Consider the following 20,371-nt stretch of genomic DNA (forward strand, 5'->3'; position numbering starts at 1 on the left):
TGTATGGGATTTCCACATAATCGTGTGAATCCAAATACTTATTGCGTGAACTATCACCATAATTGCATAAATGCAAAAGATTATTGCGTGAAAATCAAACATGATTGCGTAACTACAACACATGCAACTAGGGCAGATTCTGTTTAGTCAACCTTAAAAACTTTGATATTCCGTTCTACGTTTGAAGCTTAATTAGTGTAATACAAAAAAAATAACTGATACTATATATAAAGAACCTTTTTTACTCTAGATCATAATAGAAAGAAGCTGGTAAATATGACACTACGACTGGACAATATACCTATTTCTGTATTAGATTTATCACCTATCGTCCAAGGCAGCACTCCCTCCGAATCATTAAGAAATACACTTGATCTTGCTAGAAATGCTGAGAACTGGGGGTACACTCGTTTTTGGCTTGCCGAACATCATAATATGCCTGGAATAGCTAGCTCCGCAACTTCTGTGGTTATTGGTCATGTAGCTTCAGGAACTTCGAAAATTCGAGTGGGATCAGGTGGGATTATGCTTCCAAACCATGCTCCTCTTGTTATAGCAGAGCAGTTTGGAACGCTAGAATCCCTGTTTCCTGGAAGAATCGATCTTGGTTTAGGAAGGGCCCCTGGGACAGACCAACTAACCCTTCAAGCACTTAGACGTGATCCGATGAGAAACGGTCAAGAGTTTCCTGAACTGTTGGCGGAACTTCAAGCCTATTTTGACCCATCACTATCCAGTGAAAGCATGCATGTTAGAGCAATTCCTGGTGAGGGATTAACAATTCCAATATGGTTACTTGGATCAAGTGGTTATAGTGCACAGTTAGCAGGTCAACTTGGTTTACCGTTCGCGTTCGCAAGTCATTTTGCACCTCAAAATACGGTTGGAGCACTTAATCTTTATCGTAGCTACTTTAAGCCTTCAGCTGTGTTAGATGAGCCTTATGCGATGGTAGGAGTTAACGTTGTTGCCGCGGATTCCAATCAAGAAGCCCTAAGACTGGCAACCTCCATGCAGCAATCCTTTTTAAACTTAATACGAAATAAACCGAGCCAACTTCCACCTCCAGTGGACAATATCAATGAACTTTGTAGTGATAATGAAAGAATTGCGATTCAAGAACGACTCGACTCTTCAATGGTCGGAAACGCTGATACAGTAAAAAGTAAACTTCAAGCATTCTTAGAAAAAACACAAGCAAATGAAGTAATGGTCAACTCAATGATTTATGATCATGAAGCAAGATTACGTTCATATGAGATTGTGTCAGAAATTGCAAGGGAACAGTAAAATATCGTATAAGAATAATACTAAAAACTTAAACTTTTCTTTTGAATTGCAATATATTTGCGTTTTTGAACTATTTACTTGCAGGTCGCACTGGGTTTCTTGTAAATAAGACAAATTTTCTTGTGAACAGAACTTGTATTTGCGATATAGAGCTGTTTACTTGCGGGTCCCATTGGTTTACTTGCGAAAAGACTAATTTTCTTGTGAACAGAACTTGTATTTGCGATATAGAGCTGTTTACTTGCGGGTCCCACTGGTTTACTTGCGAATAAGACTAATTTTCTTGTGAACAGAACTTGTATTTGCGATATAGAGCTGTTTACTTGCGGGTCCCACTAGTTTTCTTGCGAATAAGACTAATTTTCTTGTGAACACCATTTATACCAAATAACATGAAAAGGAGCAGACATAAAAGATCTGCTCCTTTTCACATTATTTACTTTACAAGATAAGCAATTCCATCAGGATGAATTCCCGCTTTGATACGTCCTATTACTTCTAACTCGTTCATATCAATAATAGAGATATCATTCGTTTTGTTATTAGCCACATAAGCTAAAGTACCTTCCGGATTTAACACAACACCGCCTGGCCAAACTCCAACTCTAATTCTTTTGATTTCCCATGGTCTAACCATATCCTTAAGTTTATGCTGAGTATCAATAATCGATAAATCACCTGATTCCCGGTTTGGAATTAAAGCATACTTACCATCTTGTGAAAATACTAATCTTACAGGTATAGCGCCGATTTTCCTTTTGTGAGACACTGAATATGTTTCAAGATCGATTACATATAGAGTATGATCATCCTGATTCGCAACGTAAAGGTCACGGTTATTAGGATGTACTGCTACACCCTCTGGACCTTTACCGACTGGAAAATGAGTAATCACTTCTTCTCTTTTTACATCAATTACTGTAATATTATCACTCCCTATATTAGGGACAAAAACTTTTTCGCCATCAGGGGAAAAAGAAATCATATGTGAGTATTTTTGATATGTTGGAAACATGTTTGTGATTTCGTCTGTTTCTGTATCAATGATAAATATTTTTTCGCTATATGTAGACGCGAGATATAACTTTTTCCCGTCCTTTGTGAGTCCTAATCCATGTGGGAAATTAAAATCTGGATGTTCAATAACCTTTGTAATTTCAAACGAGTCATTATCGATCACATTAATTTTATTACCTAGTGAACATGCCACATATGTCTTTTTCTGATCTAATGAAATCACGACCTCATGTGGATTGTAGTCCGTTTCAATTGTCTTTATGATTTTCTTAGTGTCAACATCAATTACTGAAATGGTATCTTCGTCTTTATTCAAGACAATTAAATATTCTGCCATAAGATTCTCCTTTAGTTCATGATAGATTTATCATAAACTTGATTAAAATTAAATAGCAACATATAAGATTGCCTTCTATTTCTAAGGAGCCTACTCATCCCCGTATTTTATTCGGTAGATCTTAGTCATAGCCTGGACTCGGTCCGTAACGTTCAGCTTTTTATAAATATTAGTAATATGATTTTTAACCGTATGAACACTAATATTTAAATAACTACCTACTTCTTGATTGTTCAAGCCTTCAAGAATCAAATGGAGTATTTCCTTCTCTCTTGTTGTTAGTGGTAGCTCACTAATGACACTATTTATATCGATCATATTTTGAATTTCTTCTAAACCAATATTACGTTTTGTATTAAGGTCTGGGTCTATATGGTTGGTCTTGGAATCTTTTAGAAGTTCTGTATCTGTTTGAGGTGTTGTAATTGTTTCAGCTTTTTTTATGCCCATCAGTAAATCAAGAGGAACTAGTAGACCCATTACCTCTTTCTCCTCAAGATTAGATAACATAATTGTTAAGACCCCGCTAGAATGATCATTGAAAGAAAACGGGTAATGTGCAAATGTTAGGTTTTTAATAGAATTCCTTCGTGGATACGAGTGATTGTGTGTAATGAACTCTGAATGCTGATGGAGCAACTCCTCACTTGGTTTAACTAGGCTAATTAGTTCCCCATTCTTAAATGTGAAGCAACTAGTCTGCTCAGTATGGATCAGCTTACAAAAATCCAAGATTTTATACACAACATTTTTTGAATGCTGAGATTGTAAATATATTGTTAATAGATCGAGAAATCCATCAAACCTTTTCTCTTCTAATGCCGAGTTTTTTAATGCTCTACTATTTTTCTGTTTCTCATTTATGAATAATACAATAAATTTAATAAAGTCGAATAGTTCCCCGTTCGTTTCATGGTCATCATGAGTGCCTCCAAAATATAACTCTTCAATAATCCCATTTTCAGCTACAGGTACACTGAAAAAGTGAACGGGCATTATACCGTGTTTATGGAAAAAGGAAAACCTAGGGGAGTCCGAAATGTTATTCAACTTCATTTCCTTTTCAATTGCCACAGCCTGACCAAGTATTCCTTCCCCAATATGAAATACTTGACCTATTAGTTTCTCCGAAGTCTCGCCAACTGCATGTTTAATAACAAAGACGTCATCATTATTTTTAGCAGCCACACCCATGAAATCAATCATTGATGTCTTTGTTAGCTCTTTTAGTAAAGAATTTACGAAGTCTTCATGCTTTTCCAGTTCATATTTAAAATCACGGAGGAAATTAAATACATTTACAAACTCGGAATGATTGTTCTCTTTATCATAAAGAGAATTTATAACAGTTGTTAAAGAACGCATCTTCCTAAAAATTGATAGTTTTTGTTCCCCGTTTACTAAAGGAAGCTGCACAGAATCTATAATAGGTAGCTCTTGAAGATCTTCCGAAAATGGTCCTCCCAATATATAAGAACCCTTATTAATATGCTTAAAAGGAGGTGAAAGAATGAATGTAAGGCCTGCATAATCTTCATTTGTTGGTGTAATGATTGTCGGATTCCTAATAAGTCTACCAACGGAGATTAAGTCATCTATAATTTGAGATGACTCTACGATTTGTCTGCTCATCGATTCCATATTTACTTCAAAATCAACAATACCGTCCTCACTAATTAAAAACAGCGGTAGTTTCATGTAGTCTGAATATGCTTCTATTATCTCTCTCACATTGTTCATCTCAAAGCACCCTTCCAAGTACGAAGCGGTTATTCTATTTTACTAAAATAATTTTCTGCTTCTTCTATGTTAGAAAACAACCTCATGAAGGTCTCGAATTTAACGATTTTAAATATCTCATCTATCGGTGGCTTAACACCTGCAATCACAAGCTCTTGTTCACTCTTTCTGGCTTTCATAGCCGTGTCAGCAATGATTCCGAGTGCAGAACTATTTAAATAACTCACTTGATCAAGCTCTAAAATTAAAAATCGTCCAGCCTCCGTTAATAGCCTCGTCATATATAGCTTGAACTGCTCATTATTCTTAATCGTCATTTCTTCTTCAATTTTTAGTATATGTAAAAAACCCTTCTGGATTATTAACATTTCTGGCACCCTTTTCTTCTTTAATTCACAACAAAAGTATATTCTGATATTATATCACGCTTCTAAGTAGTTCAAACATATTGTTGATTTTGTTACGATACAAGACTCACTATCTAAGTCCTTATCTCAACTTCAAATGGACTAGACATATATCATCGCCTGGTATGTTAGGTCCACTTACCAGCTGACTTGGATCTTCCTTAACAAATGCTTCTGCAATATCATGCTTAGTTTTGATGGGACTATCCATTAAACCATCCGTATATAAGAGAATGTCCGTTCCTGATTCATAGTGGATTGTATGTGTTTCAAAAGAAACTTCCTCTAACAAGCCCACTGGTATGGTTGTTGAAGGATAGAAATTAATGTGGTTATTTTTCTTCAGTATGAAATCAGGGTGTCCAGCGTTCACGTAATCAATTCTTTTTTTATTAATATCAATAAAAAGATAGACACATGTGAAATAATATTTTGTGAGATCAAAATCAGATTCATCCGAAAACATCCCCTGTATGTTCTTGTTTAATTGAAAAAACAATTCATCTGGGGCATAGACTTTATTCTTCAACATTGACTGAATCTCAGTATGCAATAGCATGGTAATCAGAGAAGATGTAATACCATGTCCCATTACATCAATGATAAAGACTGCGTATAAACCATCCTTTATATTAACCCATTTATAAAAATCTCCGCCAAGCTCTTGTGAAGGCCTATAGTATCCGACAATTTCTATATCTTTTCTTTTTATGGGATTACTTAGTAAAAGTTGTTGCAAATTTCTAGCTAGTGCTAAATCTTTTTTTAACTCGATCTCCATTTTCTTTCTTTCTGTTATATCTCTCTGAAACCCTATATAATATTCTAGTTTTCCTTTTCTAGACATGACAGGACTAAGCGTTATTTCATTCCAAAAACTAGACTGATCTTTTCTGTAATTGAGTATTTCTTCATGAACAATCATTTGGTTATCAATTTTTTCTCTAATTCTTTTTATAACTTCTTGATCTGATTTTGAGCCTTGAAGAAATCTACAGTTTCTTCCTAAGAATTCCTTTTCTTTATAACCCGTCATTTTCTTGAATCCTTTATTAGCATAGATGATAGGATGATCTTCTTGATTTGGATCCGTTATGACAATACCGATTCCAAGCTGATCCAATGTTTTTCCTAATAATTGGTGAAATTCTAATAACTCTCCTCTATCCTTTTCAAACACATATTCCTTTGTTATATCCCGAAAAATTGTGTATAGATATGAAATTCCATCCTTGGTAATCATTTTACAATTTACACTTAAGGTAATCTCTTCTTCCTTATAATTAAGAGCATTTAATTTGATTACTTTTGTATTACCTTTAACAAGGTCCGGGAAAATTGCTAGACAATATTGAAGGGAATCTTCTGTTAGTTTATTAACTTCAGAAAAATGTTTACCCAAGTATTCTTCTTTTGGAATCCCAAAAACGACTTCCGTGGTCTCATTTACATAAATATATTCACCCTTCGTATTAAAGAGCATAATTAGATCTGGAGAATAATCAATCATATCCTCAAAAAAGTTTGAAAGATTAAATTCCATTTTCATCACCAAGCAACTGAAAGGTTAATGTAATTCTTCTTCCATTATCAAAATACTGGAGGTTATCAGCACATTTTTTCATAATCGCAATTCCTCTCCCCCTTAAGGCAGTCAGGTGATTTTGAAAATATATATCCGGGTCTCCTATCTTCTCTAGCTTCTTCTTATAATTAAATTCCTCTCCATTATGAGTACTTTCGATGATGAGTTGGTTTTTTGTAAAGATAAGAGTAAGGGTAATACACAGATCTGTCTCAGCCTTATTAGCATGTTCAAATACATTATTAACCGCTTCAATTATTGAAAACATAGCATATTTTTTTTTATTCTTAGCGTATCGATCAAGGTACTGTTCTACCTCGTCCAGTTTTTCTTGAAATTCGGAGTAAGTTGAAAAGCTATATAATACTTCCACTGAAATCACCTTAGATTCCTAATTTACTTTTTTCTTTATTATCTCACTACACCTTTTAAATATGTGTGTAGCAATCATACCCTTACCCTTACAACAGTGGTCTTGATTTTGTAGTATCTTTATAATTTTTCTTAACGATAAAAAAACTGAACCTGAGAAACCACTCAAGTTCAGCTTTGGACTTTTTTAAGCATTTGTTACTTCATACTTTGCTACACGAGGTGCCTCTTGGAAATAATTCTGCGCCATCTTACCAAAATCTTTAAAATGCGGTGTATTAAAATGAAACGTTACAGCATCCGCATCTTTCCATTCTTCTAACATAACAAACTTATTAGCCTGAGAAGTATCCTCATATAGCTGATAGCTTATATTCCCCTGCTCAGCTTGAGATTCCTTTACTAAATTGGCTACTTCCTTTAAAAACCCTTCTCGGTGCTCAGATTTCACTAAAATATGTGCATGAATAACGATCATCAATTCCCACTCCTCTTATAATAAATCTAGCTCAAATCCTTGTTTTCTAATTTCATCAATTAATTCTGGTAGTATAGCAGCTGTTTGGGACAATTCATGTAGCAAGATAATGGAGCCTTCTCGTATATGGCTAGTAACATTCGTCTTTATGCAAGAAGGATTTACCTTGTGGTCCCAATCATAGGACGTTATATCCCACATAACAGGTGTTAGCTGGAGGTCTTGAATAATCGACATAGTATCTTCATTGTATTGTCCATACGGCGGTCTAAAATATTTCACTTTTTCTCCAGTTACTTGCTCAAGCTTTTCAACACTATATTTAATATGTTTAAGCTGCTGTTCCTTAGATAAAGTAATAAGATTTGTATGGTTGTTGGCATGAGAACCAATTTTATGTCCTTCTGATAGAACCCGTTTCCATGGTCGATTACTATAGAGTAGCCTTGATTGCCAAAAGAATAGAGCTCTTACCTTTTTTTCCTTTAACGTATCAAGTATATAAGGTAATTGTCTTCCTGGCCCATCATCAAAACTGAGCATCACTTTTTTACCAACAGGCTTTAATTGGTTTAGATTAGTTAACCACCTATTATCTCCCAGATCGTACACGATCTCTTCCTTTACTACTCATGGATTATTAATCATTTAATTTCTCTCCCGCATGATGTTCATTTTCTTTAATTATTTCGTTAGTACTTCCACTATCTTATCTTCCAATTTTTTACCTTCGTCCTCATCAATCAAGTTATTTAAAAGTATGCTAAATACAACGCTGTCTCCATTTTCCGTATGAATGTATCCGGAAAGTGAACTTACAGTCGTGAGGGTCCCCGTTTTGGCTCTAACAAGCGCCTTATCCGATATATTATCTAATCTATGAATTAACGTTCCCGCTAACAGACGGTCACTAGAGCTTGCTATTGGTAAGGCATTTAAGAAACTATCATACCACTCCTCATCCTGAACATGATATAAAAGCTTCGATAATTCATTCGCAGAAATTAAGTTAACATGTGAAATCCCTGATCCATCTCTTAACACCATAGCAGATGGATTTAATTCCCACCGTGCTAATTGCTGCTCTACGACTTCAAGCCCTTTTTCCCAGCTTCCTTCATCTTTCACTACTCTGCCCATTTCCTTTACCAAAACCTCACCATGTCCATTATTACTCAATTTCAAGAAAGGAATTAGCAGTTGTGATAGGACCATAGAAGAATGGGTAGTTAGAACAGTTACTTGTTCTGGTGTTTTACCTGCCTTCACATTCCCCGTTAACGTAATTCCATTTTTATTCAGTACCTCTTTTACCATATGGGTGACTAATAGGGTAGGTTCCCAAACAGAGATCCATTTCTTTAATCTTACACCATTTTGAGGAATTTCACCTGTTATAACAATCGTATTTTCTCCATGTTTTCTGAATATCTCTAGATTCTTTGGTTGATCACTTTTTGTTGTTTTTGCTTTATTTTCTATGGTTAAGTAAGTATTTTTAGGAAGTATGTTAACAGTTGGAGGTTCTCCTATTTTTTCCGAAGGTTTTATCTCCACAATCACAGTGCCTGAATCATAATCTTCATCCGGCGAAAGTGTAAGAGCAGAAATTTGAGCACCGTAATAGGTTGTCTCATCGCTCCAAGGCAAATCTTTGGATAACCTCACATCATCAAACCAACTATCATCTCCGATAAGGTCACCTTGAATTTTAGTAATTCCTTGATTCTTAAGTTCCTTAATCATTTTCTCCAGATCACTTATTAATAGTGTCGGATCCCCTTTACCCACAACATAAAGGTTTCCATCTAGTACTCCACTATTCACATTTCCATTAGTAGCTAACTCCGTATTAAACTGATGTTGTTCACCTAACGTTGATAATGCAACCGCGGCAGTTACTAGCTTAAGATTAGATGCGGGTCTTAGCCTAATATCCCCATTATGATGATATATTAGCTCACCTGTTGAAGAGGATCTAACGCTTATGCCCGCGATAGCACCAGTGAATGCTGATTCGGTTTCTAACAATTGCTCAATTTGCTGTGACACGGTTAGTTCATTATGATGTTGAGCATAGCCGACAGAATGAGTAAACTCTGAACCGGAACTGACTACCATTAATAGGGATAGTAAGATTCTAACAATAATAATTTTAAGGACTCTCCTTTCAGAGGGAATTTATGACCTTACTCTGGGGTGGTGGACATAACGTCTATGGTGACACTTATCGCAAATTTGAAAAGAAAACTTAGAGGGTAGATCGTCACCACACCTTCTACATTTACGCTGTTTAATATGGATGTCTGTTTTTAGAATGTCATGAATTCTTTCGCTAATCTCAGCTCTAACTTTCTCCCAGTAGGATGTTTCCGTCCGTCTATCTAAGCGGTATAAAAAGAGAAGATGAAGTCCAACCGCCTTGTACGACAGCTCTAATTCTTCTAAGTGATCTGTCTTAATAATGGGCTCAGGTAATTCTGTACCTTCTACTATTGATGTTAATTTATCTCGCCATTGCTTAGCTAAAATTGGTTCATAAGAAGAAAACGGTAAATGTAAGAAACTATATAAATCGTGTAAAGGTAATCTAGCCTCAATCATCGTTCCTCGTATCATGTCAAAAAGATCGCGTTCCTCTACTAAAGAGGCTTTTTTTGTTCCTTCTGGACTCTCATAAGTATCCCACAGATAGAAAAAGTCATCTAAACTACGTGAATACTTTTGAAAACGTTCAAACACTTCTGAAGTAGGGGCAATTGCAAACATTTGGATAGGTTCATCAACCTGATTAAGTAGACTTGTCATTAACTTAATTTCATGGGAGAATGCAACTCTACCAACATTATATAAACCCTTTCGACCAGCTCGACCAGCAATTTGTTTTACTTCCTGAGAAGTAAGTCTTCTCCTAATCGTTCCATCAAATTTTTCATTTTCTAAAAATACAATACGGCGAATCGGTAAATTGAGTCCCATGCCAATCGCATCAGTTGCCACAATAATGCTATTTTCTCCGTCTATAAATAATTGTATTTGCTTCCTTCTCGTTTCAGGAGGCATACTTCCATAGATCATACTTACTTTTTTACCATCTTTTTGGAGCTGAGAGGCAGTTTCAAGTACACGTCTCCTTGAAAAACAAACGAGGGCATCCCCTTTTTTAGCATGTTTTAACTTAAACTCTTGCTCCTCTACCTTCAAAGGTGTATCACGAACATACTCATGTATAGTAAGATCAGAATCACCTAATATTTGTACAATCATTTCTTTCATACTATAGCTACCTATTATATGAACCTCTTTCGCATTAGCTTTAGTTATAGCTTTGAACCATGAGAATCCACGGTCCTTATCTGCAATCATTTGCGATTCATCAATTACAATGACCTCGTAAAAAGCTTTCTCATGAAACATTTCAACTGTACTAGATATATGCCTTGCACCATTTATGATTTTTTCTTCTTCTCCTGTTTTTAATGAGCAGCTAACACCTTCTACATTTAGTTTGTCATAAACCTCAAGTGCTAGTAGTCTTAATGGAGCTAGATATAAACCACTATCTGCTGACATCATTCTTTGGAGGGCTTTGAAAGTCTTTCCTGTATTTGTTTCACCGACATGCATGATGAACTTGATATCAGGCTTAATAGAAGAATTATAAACATGGCCAAAAATATCTTGAAGCATTTTTGCCTCTTCTTCTTTTTGACGCTGAATTTCCTCTTGGTGTCTTTTGATTTTCGCTTTCCGCTCTTCTAAATCTTCCATTAGTATTTCTCTATGTGTCTTAGTGTCAAATGGAACTTTTTCAAGTTTTAATAAATCGACAACGAACTCTTCTAATAACTCATTAAACATTTCAATACTAAGGGTATATAATGACTCAGCAAAAAAATTCTTAAGAATCGAATCAGACAGTTCCACTCCAAAGTGTGTCTGATATAAACTTTTAATTTCTTGAGATAAAACAGGTAAAATATAAGCAGGGGCATTGCTTACAATATAATCGTAAACCACTGATTCATACTTTTCTTCTAGATCATCCTTATAAAATTGATACGGATTCTCCTCAGCAACAATATTCATTGCATCATATAGATATTCTTGAAAAGTAGTGTATGGCGGATCCAACAAGTAACCAGATTTAGTTATTTCCATTTTGATTTGCCTAGCAATAAAATACCTTACATGTACATAGAGCCCTATGTAGTGTGTACCTAATAGTTTGTTTAACTCCTTATGAAGCATCAGCCTAATATTAGTTTGAACTTCAAATACTTTTCGCTTTTGCTCTCTCCTTAGGAAAGCGTTTCGCACATGATGATATCGCCTTTCCCAATCTGAACTATTAGAGAACAATTGGTCCAACCATGAAATCACATCAAAAGTTTTGAAGTTTTTGATTTCAGAGCGAAATAGAGTATTAATTTGTTTTCTACTTAAGTTCTCTATATCAAATTGCTTTTCAATCGTTAAGTATTCTTTTTTCTCTTTTAGAGAAGCATGACTTGAAACCTTATTTAACCACACATTGGTCCATAATTGAAGAATGACTTCTTCACGTTGATTTATATAGTTATTAAATGACGAAATGGTTTCAGACGTTTCTAAATAGCGATCAATATCTTCATATACCTTCTCTTTCGTCTGCTGAACGGCTCTATCATATAGAGACTTCATGATTGTCACTGGCCTAACTCCTAGCTTTAAGATTATTTGATATATCGTGTCCTGTTAGAGATATCTTTTAACAAAAAGTAAATTTTTATCGTTTATTCGATTGTAAGTTTTTTTGCTTATTCATTACCTCATATGACTTCTCAATAATATCTGTTAGAACATCACCTTTGTATATTCTTCCAAGCTTCAGATTTTGTTGGTAATACTCAACAATTTCATCTAACTTTTTAGAGGTTTCATTAGTAATCCTTACATTCAATTGAATTCTTTCTTCGTTACTCATTAATTAGTCTTCCCTTCTATTCCTGCTATATCAAAGTGCTAGCAAGTTGCTACATGAATGTTATTATAGTGGAAAACCATATGCTTTCCTAGCTTTTTATAAGTTTTGATTCAACATCGACTTTTTAAGAGATAAAAAAATCAAATGAAAAATAATGATCTCTATATTAGAAATCTTTGTATTATTATATACACAAATATCTCGTTAAATTAGAAAACATGGTTATCGCCAAGTTACAGTAAAGGATGATCCAAGAATGTTAAAAAGGCTTCGTTTTCATAAACGAGGCCTTTCTAAAACTCTAAATTATCCAAACTCGGCTAATCATTCATACCTATAAAAGATCGGTTACGGAAAAACCTGGTTATTCATACTCCTCAATAGTCCACGTATGTTTAAACTTTACACATCCCTTAAGAGTTTGAGCAACAGGACAGCCTGCTTCAAAAACCTGTAAGGCTCTTTCAGCAGCATCTCTTTTACCAATTGGAACCTTGAGTTCATAATGACACTGTATTTCTGTTATTTTTAACACACCCTCTGGTGCTTCTATTGTTCCTACAACCGAGGTTTTTAACTTATTTGGATATGGGGGAATTTTACGCGCTGCCAGCGCGCCTGATAATGTGCCAGTAAGTCAGCCACCAGCTGCAGCAACGATATGATCCAATGTCGACGGTAGCTCAGTTTCTGGTTTGTAACCATAAAACTCCTGTACTCCTCCATGAACACCATAATCAACAGGTTGCTCGAACTTCCCGATGTACGCTAAACGGTGTGGTGGTTTCTCTTGAGTTATTGTGATGGTTGTTAATTCAATGGGCTTAGCCAAAATAAATTCTCCTCCCGCTTCATTTTTCTAACTCGTTTTGTGAAAGTAATAAACTTTCCTCTGCATAATTTTTCTACAAGGAAGGACTTAATCCCTTCTAATTACTTAATTTGTCATCTATTACCTACATAAATAAACGAGTTTCCTTGCAAGCTAATAGAGAATTCAACACCTTTATAAAGGAGGATGAGATAAAAATGAACATGCTAAATTCGATCATGTCTCTAGTTGCAAATAGCAACAAAGCAAATGATTGGCTTAATATATTTACTAAAAGAAGAAACCAACGCTCTGGGTGGTCAATTGTAGGCTTTATCCTTATCGGAACTGTTATAGGGATGGTCACCAAAAGATCAACTGGTTCTCAACTTATGAACTCAACAAAGGATATGTTTCAAAAAGTGCAAGAACAGACTAAAGATACAATCGCGTCGAGGTTTGAACCTAAGATTAACCTAGCGAATGTAGAGTTTGGTGAAGAACTTGCTGGTTTTGAATCTGAATTAAATTTTGAGCCTAAAAAAGATCAAAGCTAATTCACCAAAAAAGCTCATCCAATGGATGAGCTTTTGTTGTTATTTACATTTACTTGTCAGGACTACCTAGGCGCTTATGCTTATTGTTCTGTGTTTGTTTATGAGTAACGTCTAATTACTTCATCTAATTTTCTAGTCATCGAAGAAAGATCAGCTTGTGAGACAGTAACCTTAACATTTCGTTCATCCATTTCCAAGGCTTCAGATAGAAATCCACCTAATCCTCTTGCTTTGCGATCAATTTGGAGATACAAATCAACCTCAGATTCAGATTTTACAACAAATACTATTTCCAGTTCATCTAGTTTACCTCTGTATGCTCCACTTACTGGTACAAACTCAAATTCCTGAACAAATGATTGAACACCTCTTAAGTATCTAGGAGCTTCTTGGCACTCAATTTCACGGGTTCTAAATCCTAGCTCTTGTACAGAGCTAATGACTGCTTTCATAACTGGTAAAGGCAAAACCTCAATAAAGTCTTTATCCGTTGGATCAATAGCATTTTTAATATCAAGACCGGTCTGTATCCAAACTCTTGTTTTTCCTTGTGATAAAGGTGCACTTAGTGGTAGTGCGATAGAAAATGGAATTTCTTTTTTCTCATTCGGAGCAATTATGTGTTTTTCTGACACTCTATACTTAGCTATAACTGCCGTCTGTACGTATTCTTTATCATCTGATTTTTTGGTGTATTGTGTTAATAATGATAGATATATTTCATCAATTGGCTGTTCTACATTTCCACCTTTAATTTCAACAACACCGTTAATCTTTTCACCAATTACGTATGATCCCTTTGGTAATATAGTATCTACTTTAGCTGCTCCGATTCCAACACTTGCTAACACTTTGTTAAAGAACGACATTTAAATTCCTCACTCTCACGTTTTAGTCTATTGTATAATCAATTTCTATTAAATCCCATGCTGTAATGATACCGAGTGGTACCTGATCAGGTTGGCCATTTTCCGTAATAATTACTGCTTCTAACGTTGATCTTGTTTTATGGGCTTCCTCAAATAGCTCTTCTATTTCGAATATGTTAATAGATTTAGGAACAAATGAAATGGGATGGGCTTTTTCATATTGCATGATGTCGCTAACCAGAATATTTGTTAGTTCTACCTTACTATCAGCTATATTTGTAGCCATCCATTTAACAATCGATTCGGTAGTCAATAAACCAATACATCGTTTTCCCCTGTAGATTGGATATTGAGAATACGAAAATCTTTTAATTCCTTGAATCACCTTCTGAATATGATCTTCTTCCTGAAAGAAGATCACGTTCTTTGTAGCAATAGATAAGGCATGATTAGGTCTTTTGAAAATGGTTGCAATTTTCTCTATATGTTCCACAATATTCGTATGAGGCTCTGCAATATAATAACCAATTTCAACCTTATCATGGACTAGCGAGTTTCTAAGCTTTGCATATTGCTCTAAATCTTCTTTATATGTATCAATAATCTGATGATGCTTAGATCCGACTCTTACTAGGACAGTAAATCGGTCATCCTTTATTTTTACTATTCGTTTCAAGGCCTCGTGTATTTGATTGAATGCGACTTCGAAACGTTCAGCATTTTTTATGTCTTTACTTGATGTGAGCATTCTTACATTCCCCCATTACGCATCACCTACTACCACTATTATACAAAACTGATAGGGGTCACTGCCATCTTATTTTCTATTTCTAATCTATTTACAAAAATAATCTAATTCCGGCATAAAAAATGTTCTCCAAGTGAAACATATAAAAAAAATTAGGAGTAGACATATGCAGGTAGTAACTATAAATAACGAACAAATCGCTTACGAGGATATCGGTAGTGGCGAACCGATTATATTTATCCATCCACCTGGAATGGGTAGAGTTGTCTTCGAAAAGCAGAAGCCGTTGTCAAATCAATATCGCATGATTATTCCTGATTTAGTTGGACAAGGTGATAGTACCTTTGACGGTAAGTCCTCTATCTCTGTTAAACGATTTGCAAAGGATATCATAGAGTTAATGGATGTTCTCCGAATTCAGAAGGCAGTGATCTTTGGTTACTCTGCTGGAGGGATTATCACTCAATTTTTAGGAATCCACTATCCTGAACGAATACGAGCACTTATTATCTCTGGTGCTTATCCGATTGTGGATAACTTTACACTTAAAACAGAACATCAACTAGGGGTATATGCGATAAAAAAGAGTAAAAAGTTTTTATCAAGTGTTCTTGCCGTCAGTCATACAAAGAACAAGGTTTTTCGAAAAAATCTTAAGAACCATATGATGAAATCAAACAGTGATGTTTGGGGAAAATATTATATAGAATCATTAAAATTCAACTGTAAAAATGAAATTAACAAAATACAGATGCCTGTTCTCATTCTATATGGAAGTAAGGCAGATTATATCAATATGTATAACAAATTCTATAAGAAACATCTCCCTTCATTAAGAGTTCATTTTGTGCAAAATGAATCTCATCAAATTCCCACTAGACGTTCTGAAGAAGTAAATAAAGTTGCGATTTCTTTTCTAGATGAACTTAAAGAGTAGACACTGTCTACTCTTTTTTTGTTGAGATCAGTTATGTGAGGTAGTTCTAATTTTAGTATCCGTTGAATAAAAAATAATGGATATTAATGATAACTTTAAGTGTCATACTTTCGCGAAAATATTGCGTTTTCTGTATATTTTTAGAATGTTTTGACTTCTTTTGTCAACGAGAAGGTAACAGAGCAATCTCCACCGTATTATAACAATTAATATCCATTTTCTTACTTATACTGGGAATTAATTGGGGGATCCACGATGCCGACTGTGAAAATTTTTCTTATGTTAATAGCGTTAACAACATTTTCAGCTTGTAGCCATATTTCAGTTACTGGTATGGAGAAAAAGAGTCAAGATAAGGAGCTTCAAGTTTCTAGCCACCCTCCCACACAATACCCAGTTTCCGAAAAAGCAACTCCTCCAAAACCTGTCGAGACTACCATTAAGATTAGCGTTGCAGGAGATTTTACAATTGGTAGTGATGAAAGCTTTGGTTATCACCAAACCTTTGTTCAAGAGGCAGATCAAAATGGATTAGAATTCTTCGTACAAAATATAAAAGATCTGTTTAGTCAAGATGACTTTACTTCGGTTAACCTTGAAACAACTTTAACGAATTCTACTCAAAAGGCAGATAAAAAGTTCCGCTTCAAGGGTACCCCTGAATACACAGAGATCCTAAAGCTTGGAAGTATTGAGGCAGTAAATCTTGCTAATAATCATACCTTCGACTACCTTCAAAGAGGATATAGTGACACGGTTGACAATCTTACTAAGTATGATGTTGGTTACTTTGGTAATGAGAGTAGTTATCTAACTAACATTAAGGGTATAGACGTCGGTGCTCTAGGCTATAACGGTTGGAATGATACGAAAGAGTTAAGATCCCAAATTGAAACAGATATTAAAAACCTACGAAATCAAGGTGCAAAGATTATTATTGTCCATTTCCATTGGGGTGAAGAAAGAAGCTATGTTCCAAACTCTGTTCAGAAGTCAATTGGTCGATTTACAATCGATCAAGGCGCTGATTTGGTGGTTGGACACCACCCGCATGTTGTTCAAGGAATTGAGGAATACAATGGAAAGTTCATTGTGTATAGCCTCGGTAACTTTATGTTTGGAGGAAACCGTAATCCTTCTGATAAAGACACATTTGTGTTTCAGCAAGTATTCCATTTAACAGATGGCGAGTTAGTTGATAAAAAGGAAATCAAAGTGATTCCTTTTCGAATCTCATCCACGACAGCTAGAAATAACTATCAACCAACACCTTTGGATGGAGATGAAGCAAAAAGAGTCTTATCTAAGATCTATAAATTATCCGCACAGATCAGTGAACCTGTTTGGGTTGCTTACGATCAATCACAATAATGTAAGTTAGGAAAAATTTGTCCCTTTCTCTTTTATTACTTCTCCTTTATAATTCCTTAGATGAAAGGAGACAATAATTATGGCTGAATTAAAGCAATTCGTATTTTTTGATTTTGAAATGCTTTGTTCTGATAAAGGTATGCCTTTTGAAGAAATGGAAGCAATCCGTTTAGGAGCAGTAAAATACGATTTAGAAACGGAGAAAATCGAATTTTTTGATCGCTATATTAAGCCCATTAACACTCTACCATTGAGTCCCTTTTGCAAACGGTTAACAGGGATTAAAGACACAGACCTAGAAAATGCAGAATGCTTCACAGAAGTAATTCATGCGTTTTTAGCTTGGGTAAATGGCATTAAAAAATCTCGATTTTTTTCTTGGTCTACTAATGATCTAACCCGGTTAAAGCATGATCTCACTAAAAATCAACTTCCTCCATCTATTTATAAGAAGATGGCTGAAAGATACGTTGATTTTCAAGCAGTGTTTACAAAGAGGGTTTCAAAATCACCTTACTCTGTAGAAAATGCCTTACGTCTTTTCGATTTACAATTTATTGGTGATCCTCACAACCCTATGTACGATGCTTATAATACTTTCCGTATCTATCAAGCCTTTTCAATAGACAAACAACAAGCTGATTTAGTCATGTTAAGTCAATTTATTCTTGACAGTGAGAATATTCCAGCTGATCCCAAAGGAATTAATAGTCTACTCAAAAAGATGGTAAAGAATGATATTAATAGCCTGATTTTAGAATATAAAGAGTTTACCAATCTGAAAGAAGGCTCCAAATATATTAAAAGGGTTAAAAATATCGTTAATAAGTATGAGAACATTGTGATTAACCGCTCTGGACTATTCTCACTCGATATACGCCACGATATTAATCTGATTATTAAATGGTATCAGCAACTTCTTATTTCCTATGAGGAACATTTTAATTATTCATCCCGCATTATTATTTGGGACGAACATACTATGAAGGATTTTAAAAGAATTACGGCAATATGAAGGTAGCTTAGCCTCTCCCTTCTACATAAAAAAAGACCTTCTGTAATGGAACACAAAAGGTCTCACTGTTTATCAAGATGTAAAATGTTCTCCGTACCATATCCCAGCCTGCTCTACTTCAGCTCTCGTTAGTTCGTGCCCACCTTCACCCCAATGCTCTGTCACTTCAGCATTAGCCTTTCTAAGTTCATCTGCTAACTCCTTTGTTTCAGCTGCTGGTATTAGAGGGTCTCTTTTACCCGCCCCTATATATACGGGTGCTTCACTTAAGTCTGGAAGAGTAAACCCTCTTAGTGGTACCATGGCATGAAAAAGAATTGCGCCTTTTAATGAATCTTTATAATGATATAAAAGGCTAGCAGCGATATTTGCTCCATTCGAATAGCCTACAGCAATTACTTGATCTCGTTTAAATTTGTATCTTTCTGAAAGATCATTAATGGTTTGATGTAATTCATTCGTTCGAAAAATCAAGTCTTCCTCATCAAAAACACCTTCACTCAGTCTACGAAAAAATCGTGGCATACCGTTTTCTAAGATATTTCCTCGAACTCCTAAGATCGAGGCATTAGGTGCGATCATCTCAGCTAGAGGAAGTAAGTCTCTTTCATTACCACCTGTTCCGTGAAGTAATAATAATGTTTGGTCAGATGGACCTTGTTTGAAAATATGTTCCATTGTTTTTCCCCATTTCAATAATTTTTACTTTGTTTCAAGCGGCTTCAATTTTGCTTCAATTGAATCTCGCTGATCTTCAAAATATGGTGGTAACGCCAGACTTTCACCTAAGTGTTCGAAAGGTTCATCCCCTTCAAAACCAGGGCCATCAGTTGCTAACTCAAAGAGAATACCATTCGGTTCTCTAAAGTATAAAGATTTGAAATAATACCGTTCCACAAAACCTGAACTCGGTATTCTTTTCTCTTTTAAATAGGCAACCCACTTATTAAGCTCTTCTTGACTTTCTACTCTAAAAGCAACATGATGAACACTACCCCGCCCCGGTCTTTCCCTAGGCAAATCAGAACGCTCTAGTAAATGGATTTCTGCTCCTGTTCCACCCTCTCCAGTTTCATAGACGGTGACTTCACTACCATATGCAGCAAATGTGCGCTTTTCACGGTAACCTAAAATATCGGTTAAGATTTTAGAAGTTAGTTCTTTTTGAGAAACAGTAAGTAAAACAGGTCCTAACCCATAGATGGCGTGTTCTTTTGGTATTGGACTCTGATCCCATGGATTTCCACCATCAACACCAACATTATGTTCATCAGACACAAGAACTAGGCGTTGACCTTCAAAATCAGTAAAGGACAGTGTAGCACGGCCAGTCTCATGAGTGATCTCGTCATGTTCTACCCCTAACGTTTCAAAACGTTCTTTCCAATACTGTAAAGAAGCATCCTTTGGGACTCTAAGGGATGTTGCAGAAATACTATTTGAACCCTCATACGTATGACCAGCACGGGGAATCTCAAAAAATGTCAAATCAGTTCCTGGATTTCCTCTCTCATCCGCATAAAATAAATGGTAGACAGATGTATCATCTTGATTTACGGTCTTTTTAACTAGTCTCAATCCTAACGTTTTCGTGTAAAACTCATAGTTTCTCTTAGCATCTGCAGTAATCGCTGATACATGATGCTGACCTTTAAGAGGCTTAAGGTCCATATTTACACCCCCTAATTTTTTACAATATATTTTTAATTAAAGATATCTTCTCTTCTATTTTTATGGATGGTGAATATTTTTGCAAGCATTAACACTTAGGATAGAAAATATTGGTTCTTGTCTTTTAGATCATCAGATGTTATATTTATTTAGCGATGAGCTGAATTGTATAAGTCGAAGGACACTTGCTTTATAGCAAA

At 35.3% G+C, this 20,371-nt stretch carries 21 protein-coding genes; 5 read left to right on the forward strand and 16 right to left on the reverse strand.

Annotation, left to right across the window (positions count from 1 at the left end):
• Positions 1-276 precede the first annotated feature (276 nt).
• Positions 277-1,290 carry an LLM class flavin-dependent oxidoreductase gene (locus G4D63_RS13300; protein ID WP_163180140.1) on the forward strand — a complete coding sequence of 338 codons (1,014 nt, stop codon included), beginning with the start codon at positions 277-279 and terminating at the stop codon, positions 1,288-1,290.
• A 436-nt stretch (positions 1,291-1,726) separates the two neighbouring features.
• Here G4D63_RS13300 and G4D63_RS13305 read toward each other — a convergent pair whose 3' ends face one another.
• The 12 genes from G4D63_RS13305 to G4D63_RS13360 form a co-directional block, all read right to left on the reverse strand.
• Positions 1,727-2,644: a YncE family protein gene (locus G4D63_RS13305; protein ID WP_163180141.1), complete on the reverse strand. Its 918-nt coding sequence runs from the start codon at positions 2,642-2,644 to the stop codon at positions 1,727-1,729.
• 90 nt (positions 2,645-2,734) lie between these two features.
• Entirely contained in the window at positions 2,735-4,384 is a 1,650-nt protein-coding gene (locus tag G4D63_RS22100; RefSeq protein ID WP_275580298.1) for a response regulator transcription factor, read from the reverse strand.
• A 29-nt stretch (positions 4,385-4,413) separates the two neighbouring features.
• Complete coding sequence (locus G4D63_RS13315; protein ID WP_163180142.1) at positions 4,414-4,752, reverse strand: STAS domain-containing protein; 339 nt, start codon at positions 4,750-4,752, stop codon at positions 4,414-4,416.
• A gap of 121 nt (positions 4,753-4,873) precedes the next feature.
• Positions 4,874-6,334 (reverse strand): PAS domain-containing protein, encoded by a 1,461-nt coding sequence (locus G4D63_RS13320; protein ID WP_163180143.1) that lies wholly within the window; start codon positions 6,332-6,334, stop codon positions 4,874-4,876.
• Positions 6,324-6,749, reverse strand: coding sequence for an ATP-binding protein (locus G4D63_RS13325; RefSeq protein ID WP_163180144.1), 426 nt, complete (start codon positions 6,747-6,749; stop codon positions 6,324-6,326). Before G4D63_RS13325 ends, G4D63_RS13320 begins: the two co-directional genes overlap by 11 nt.
• Before the next feature lie 186 nt (positions 6,750-6,935).
• Positions 6,936-7,226, reverse strand: coding sequence for a putative quinol monooxygenase (locus G4D63_RS13330; protein WP_163180145.1), 291 nt, complete (start codon positions 7,224-7,226; stop codon positions 6,936-6,938).
• Positions 7,227-7,241: 15 nt separating this feature from the next.
• On the reverse strand, positions 7,242-7,838 hold the full coding sequence (locus G4D63_RS13335; protein ID WP_338023954.1) for a polysaccharide deacetylase family protein: 597 nt from the start codon (positions 7,836-7,838) through the stop codon (positions 7,242-7,244).
• A gap of 72 nt (positions 7,839-7,910) precedes the next feature.
• Complete coding sequence (gene dacB / locus G4D63_RS13340) at positions 7,911-9,347, reverse strand: D-alanyl-D-alanine carboxypeptidase/D-alanyl-D-alanine endopeptidase (protein WP_163180146.1); 1,437 nt, start codon at positions 9,345-9,347, stop codon at positions 7,911-7,913.
• A gap of 60 nt (positions 9,348-9,407) precedes the next feature.
• The gene (locus G4D63_RS13345; RefSeq protein ID WP_205603857.1) at positions 9,408-11,909 is read right to left on the reverse strand and encodes a helicase-related protein; all 2,502 of its coding nucleotides are present in this window, start codon (positions 11,907-11,909) and stop codon (positions 9,408-9,410) included.
• Positions 11,910-11,994: 85 nt separating this feature from the next.
• The gene (locus G4D63_RS13350) at positions 11,995-12,192 is read right to left on the reverse strand and encodes a hypothetical protein (protein ID WP_163180148.1); all 198 of its coding nucleotides are present in this window, start codon (positions 12,190-12,192) and stop codon (positions 11,995-11,997) included.
• Positions 12,193-12,556: 364 nt separating this feature from the next.
• Positions 12,557-12,805 (reverse strand): OsmC family protein, encoded by a 249-nt coding sequence (locus tag G4D63_RS13355; RefSeq protein WP_163180297.1) that lies wholly within the window; start codon positions 12,803-12,805, stop codon positions 12,557-12,559.
• Positions 12,806-12,829: 24 nt separating this feature from the next.
• Entirely contained in the window at positions 12,830-13,024 is a 195-nt protein-coding gene (locus G4D63_RS13360) for a hypothetical protein (protein WP_163180149.1), read from the reverse strand.
• Positions 13,025-13,221: 197 nt separating this feature from the next.
• Between G4D63_RS13360 and G4D63_RS13365 the strand changes: the two genes are divergently transcribed.
• A complete protein-coding gene (locus G4D63_RS13365; RefSeq protein WP_163180150.1) occupies positions 13,222-13,560 on the forward strand; it encodes a hypothetical protein in 339 nt (112 codons plus the stop codon).
• 98 nt (positions 13,561-13,658) lie between these two features.
• On the opposite strand, the gene G4D63_RS13370 is transcribed toward G4D63_RS13365, so the two are convergent.
• Both G4D63_RS13370 and G4D63_RS13375 read right to left on the reverse strand, forming a co-directional pair.
• Positions 13,659-14,429: a sporulation protein gene (locus tag G4D63_RS13370; protein WP_163180151.1), complete on the reverse strand. Its 771-nt coding sequence runs from the start codon at positions 14,427-14,429 to the stop codon at positions 13,659-13,661.
• 22 nt (positions 14,430-14,451) lie between these two features.
• Positions 14,452-15,177: a CBS domain-containing protein gene (locus G4D63_RS13375; protein ID WP_163180152.1), complete on the reverse strand. Its 726-nt coding sequence runs from the start codon at positions 15,175-15,177 to the stop codon at positions 14,452-14,454.
• Between the two features lie 166 nt (positions 15,178-15,343).
• Between G4D63_RS13375 and G4D63_RS13380 the strand changes: the two genes are divergently transcribed.
• The 3 genes from G4D63_RS13380 (at position 15,344) to G4D63_RS13390 (ending at position 18,500) form a co-directional block, all read left to right on the forward strand.
• A complete protein-coding gene (locus G4D63_RS13380; protein WP_163180153.1) occupies positions 15,344-16,114 on the forward strand; it encodes an alpha/beta fold hydrolase in 771 nt (256 codons plus the stop codon).
• Between the two features lie 255 nt (positions 16,115-16,369).
• Positions 16,370-17,485, forward strand: a complete 1,116-nt coding sequence (locus G4D63_RS13385) for a CapA family protein (protein WP_239585964.1) — start codon at positions 16,370-16,372, stop codon at positions 17,483-17,485.
• Positions 17,486-17,564: 79 nt separating this feature from the next.
• Complete coding sequence (locus G4D63_RS13390) at positions 17,565-18,500, forward strand: 3'-5' exonuclease (protein ID WP_163180154.1); 936 nt, start codon at positions 17,565-17,567, stop codon at positions 18,498-18,500.
• 72 nt (positions 18,501-18,572) lie between these two features.
• On the opposite strand, the gene G4D63_RS13395 is transcribed toward G4D63_RS13390, so the two are convergent.
• Both G4D63_RS13395 and G4D63_RS13400 read right to left on the reverse strand, forming a co-directional pair.
• Positions 18,573-19,178, reverse strand: a complete 606-nt coding sequence (locus G4D63_RS13395; protein ID WP_163180155.1) for an alpha/beta hydrolase — start codon at positions 19,176-19,178, stop codon at positions 18,573-18,575.
• A 24-nt stretch (positions 19,179-19,202) separates the two neighbouring features.
• A complete protein-coding gene (locus tag G4D63_RS13400; protein WP_163180156.1) occupies positions 19,203-20,171 on the reverse strand; it encodes a ring-cleaving dioxygenase in 969 nt (322 codons plus the stop codon).
• Positions 20,172-20,371 lie beyond the last annotated feature (200 nt).

Source organism: Bacillus mesophilus (assembly GCF_011008845.1).
GTDB lineage: Bacteria > Bacillota > Bacilli > Bacillales > SA4 > Bacillus_BS > Bacillus_BS mesophilus.

Excerpts from the sequence above, each read along its gene's own strand:
- G4D63_RS13300 (WP_163180140.1), top strand. The coding sequence starts at position 277 with ATGACACTACGACTGGACAATATACCTATTTCTGTATTAGATTTATCA.
- G4D63_RS13305 (WP_163180141.1), bottom strand. The coding sequence starts at position 2,644 with ATGGCAGAATATTTAATTGTCTTGAATAAAGACGAAGATACCATTTCA.
- G4D63_RS22100 (WP_275580298.1), bottom strand. The coding sequence starts at position 4,384 with ATGAACAATGTGAGAGAGATAATAGAAGCATATTCAGACTACATGAAA.
- G4D63_RS13315 (WP_163180142.1), bottom strand. The coding sequence starts at position 4,752 with ATGTTAATAATCCAGAAGGGTTTTTTACATATACTAAAAATTGAAGAA.
- G4D63_RS13320 (WP_163180143.1), bottom strand. The coding sequence starts at position 6,334 with ATGGAATTTAATCTTTCAAACTTTTTTGAGGATATGATTGATTATTCT.
- G4D63_RS13330 (WP_163180145.1), bottom strand. The coding sequence starts at position 7,226 with ATGATCGTTATTCATGCACATATTTTAGTGAAATCTGAGCACCGAGAA.
- dacB (WP_163180146.1), bottom strand. The coding sequence starts at position 9,347 with ATGGTAGTCAGTTCCGGTTCAGAGTTTACTCATTCTGTCGGCTATGCT.
- G4D63_RS13345 (WP_205603857.1), bottom strand. The coding sequence starts at position 11,909 with ATGAAGTCTCTATATGATAGAGCCGTTCAGCAGACGAAAGAGAAGGTA.
- G4D63_RS13350 (WP_163180148.1), bottom strand. The coding sequence starts at position 12,192 with ATGAGTAACGAAGAAAGAATTCAATTGAATGTAAGGATTACTAATGAA.
- G4D63_RS13365 (WP_163180150.1), top strand. The coding sequence starts at position 13,222 with ATGAACATGCTAAATTCGATCATGTCTCTAGTTGCAAATAGCAACAAA.
- G4D63_RS13370 (WP_163180151.1), bottom strand. The coding sequence starts at position 14,429 with ATGTCGTTCTTTAACAAAGTGTTAGCAAGTGTTGGAATCGGAGCAGCT.
- G4D63_RS13375 (WP_163180152.1), bottom strand. The coding sequence starts at position 15,177 with ATGCTCACATCAAGTAAAGACATAAAAAATGCTGAACGTTTCGAAGTC.
- G4D63_RS13380 (WP_163180153.1), top strand. The coding sequence starts at position 15,344 with ATGCAGGTAGTAACTATAAATAACGAACAAATCGCTTACGAGGATATC.
- G4D63_RS13385 (WP_239585964.1), top strand. The coding sequence starts at position 16,370 with ATGCCGACTGTGAAAATTTTTCTTATGTTAATAGCGTTAACAACATTT.
- G4D63_RS13390 (WP_163180154.1), top strand. The coding sequence starts at position 17,565 with ATGGCTGAATTAAAGCAATTCGTATTTTTTGATTTTGAAATGCTTTGT.
- G4D63_RS13395 (WP_163180155.1), bottom strand. The coding sequence starts at position 19,178 with ATGGAACATATTTTCAAACAAGGTCCATCTGACCAAACATTATTATTA.
- G4D63_RS13400 (WP_163180156.1), bottom strand. The coding sequence starts at position 20,171 with ATGGACCTTAAGCCTCTTAAAGGTCAGCATCATGTATCAGCGATTACT.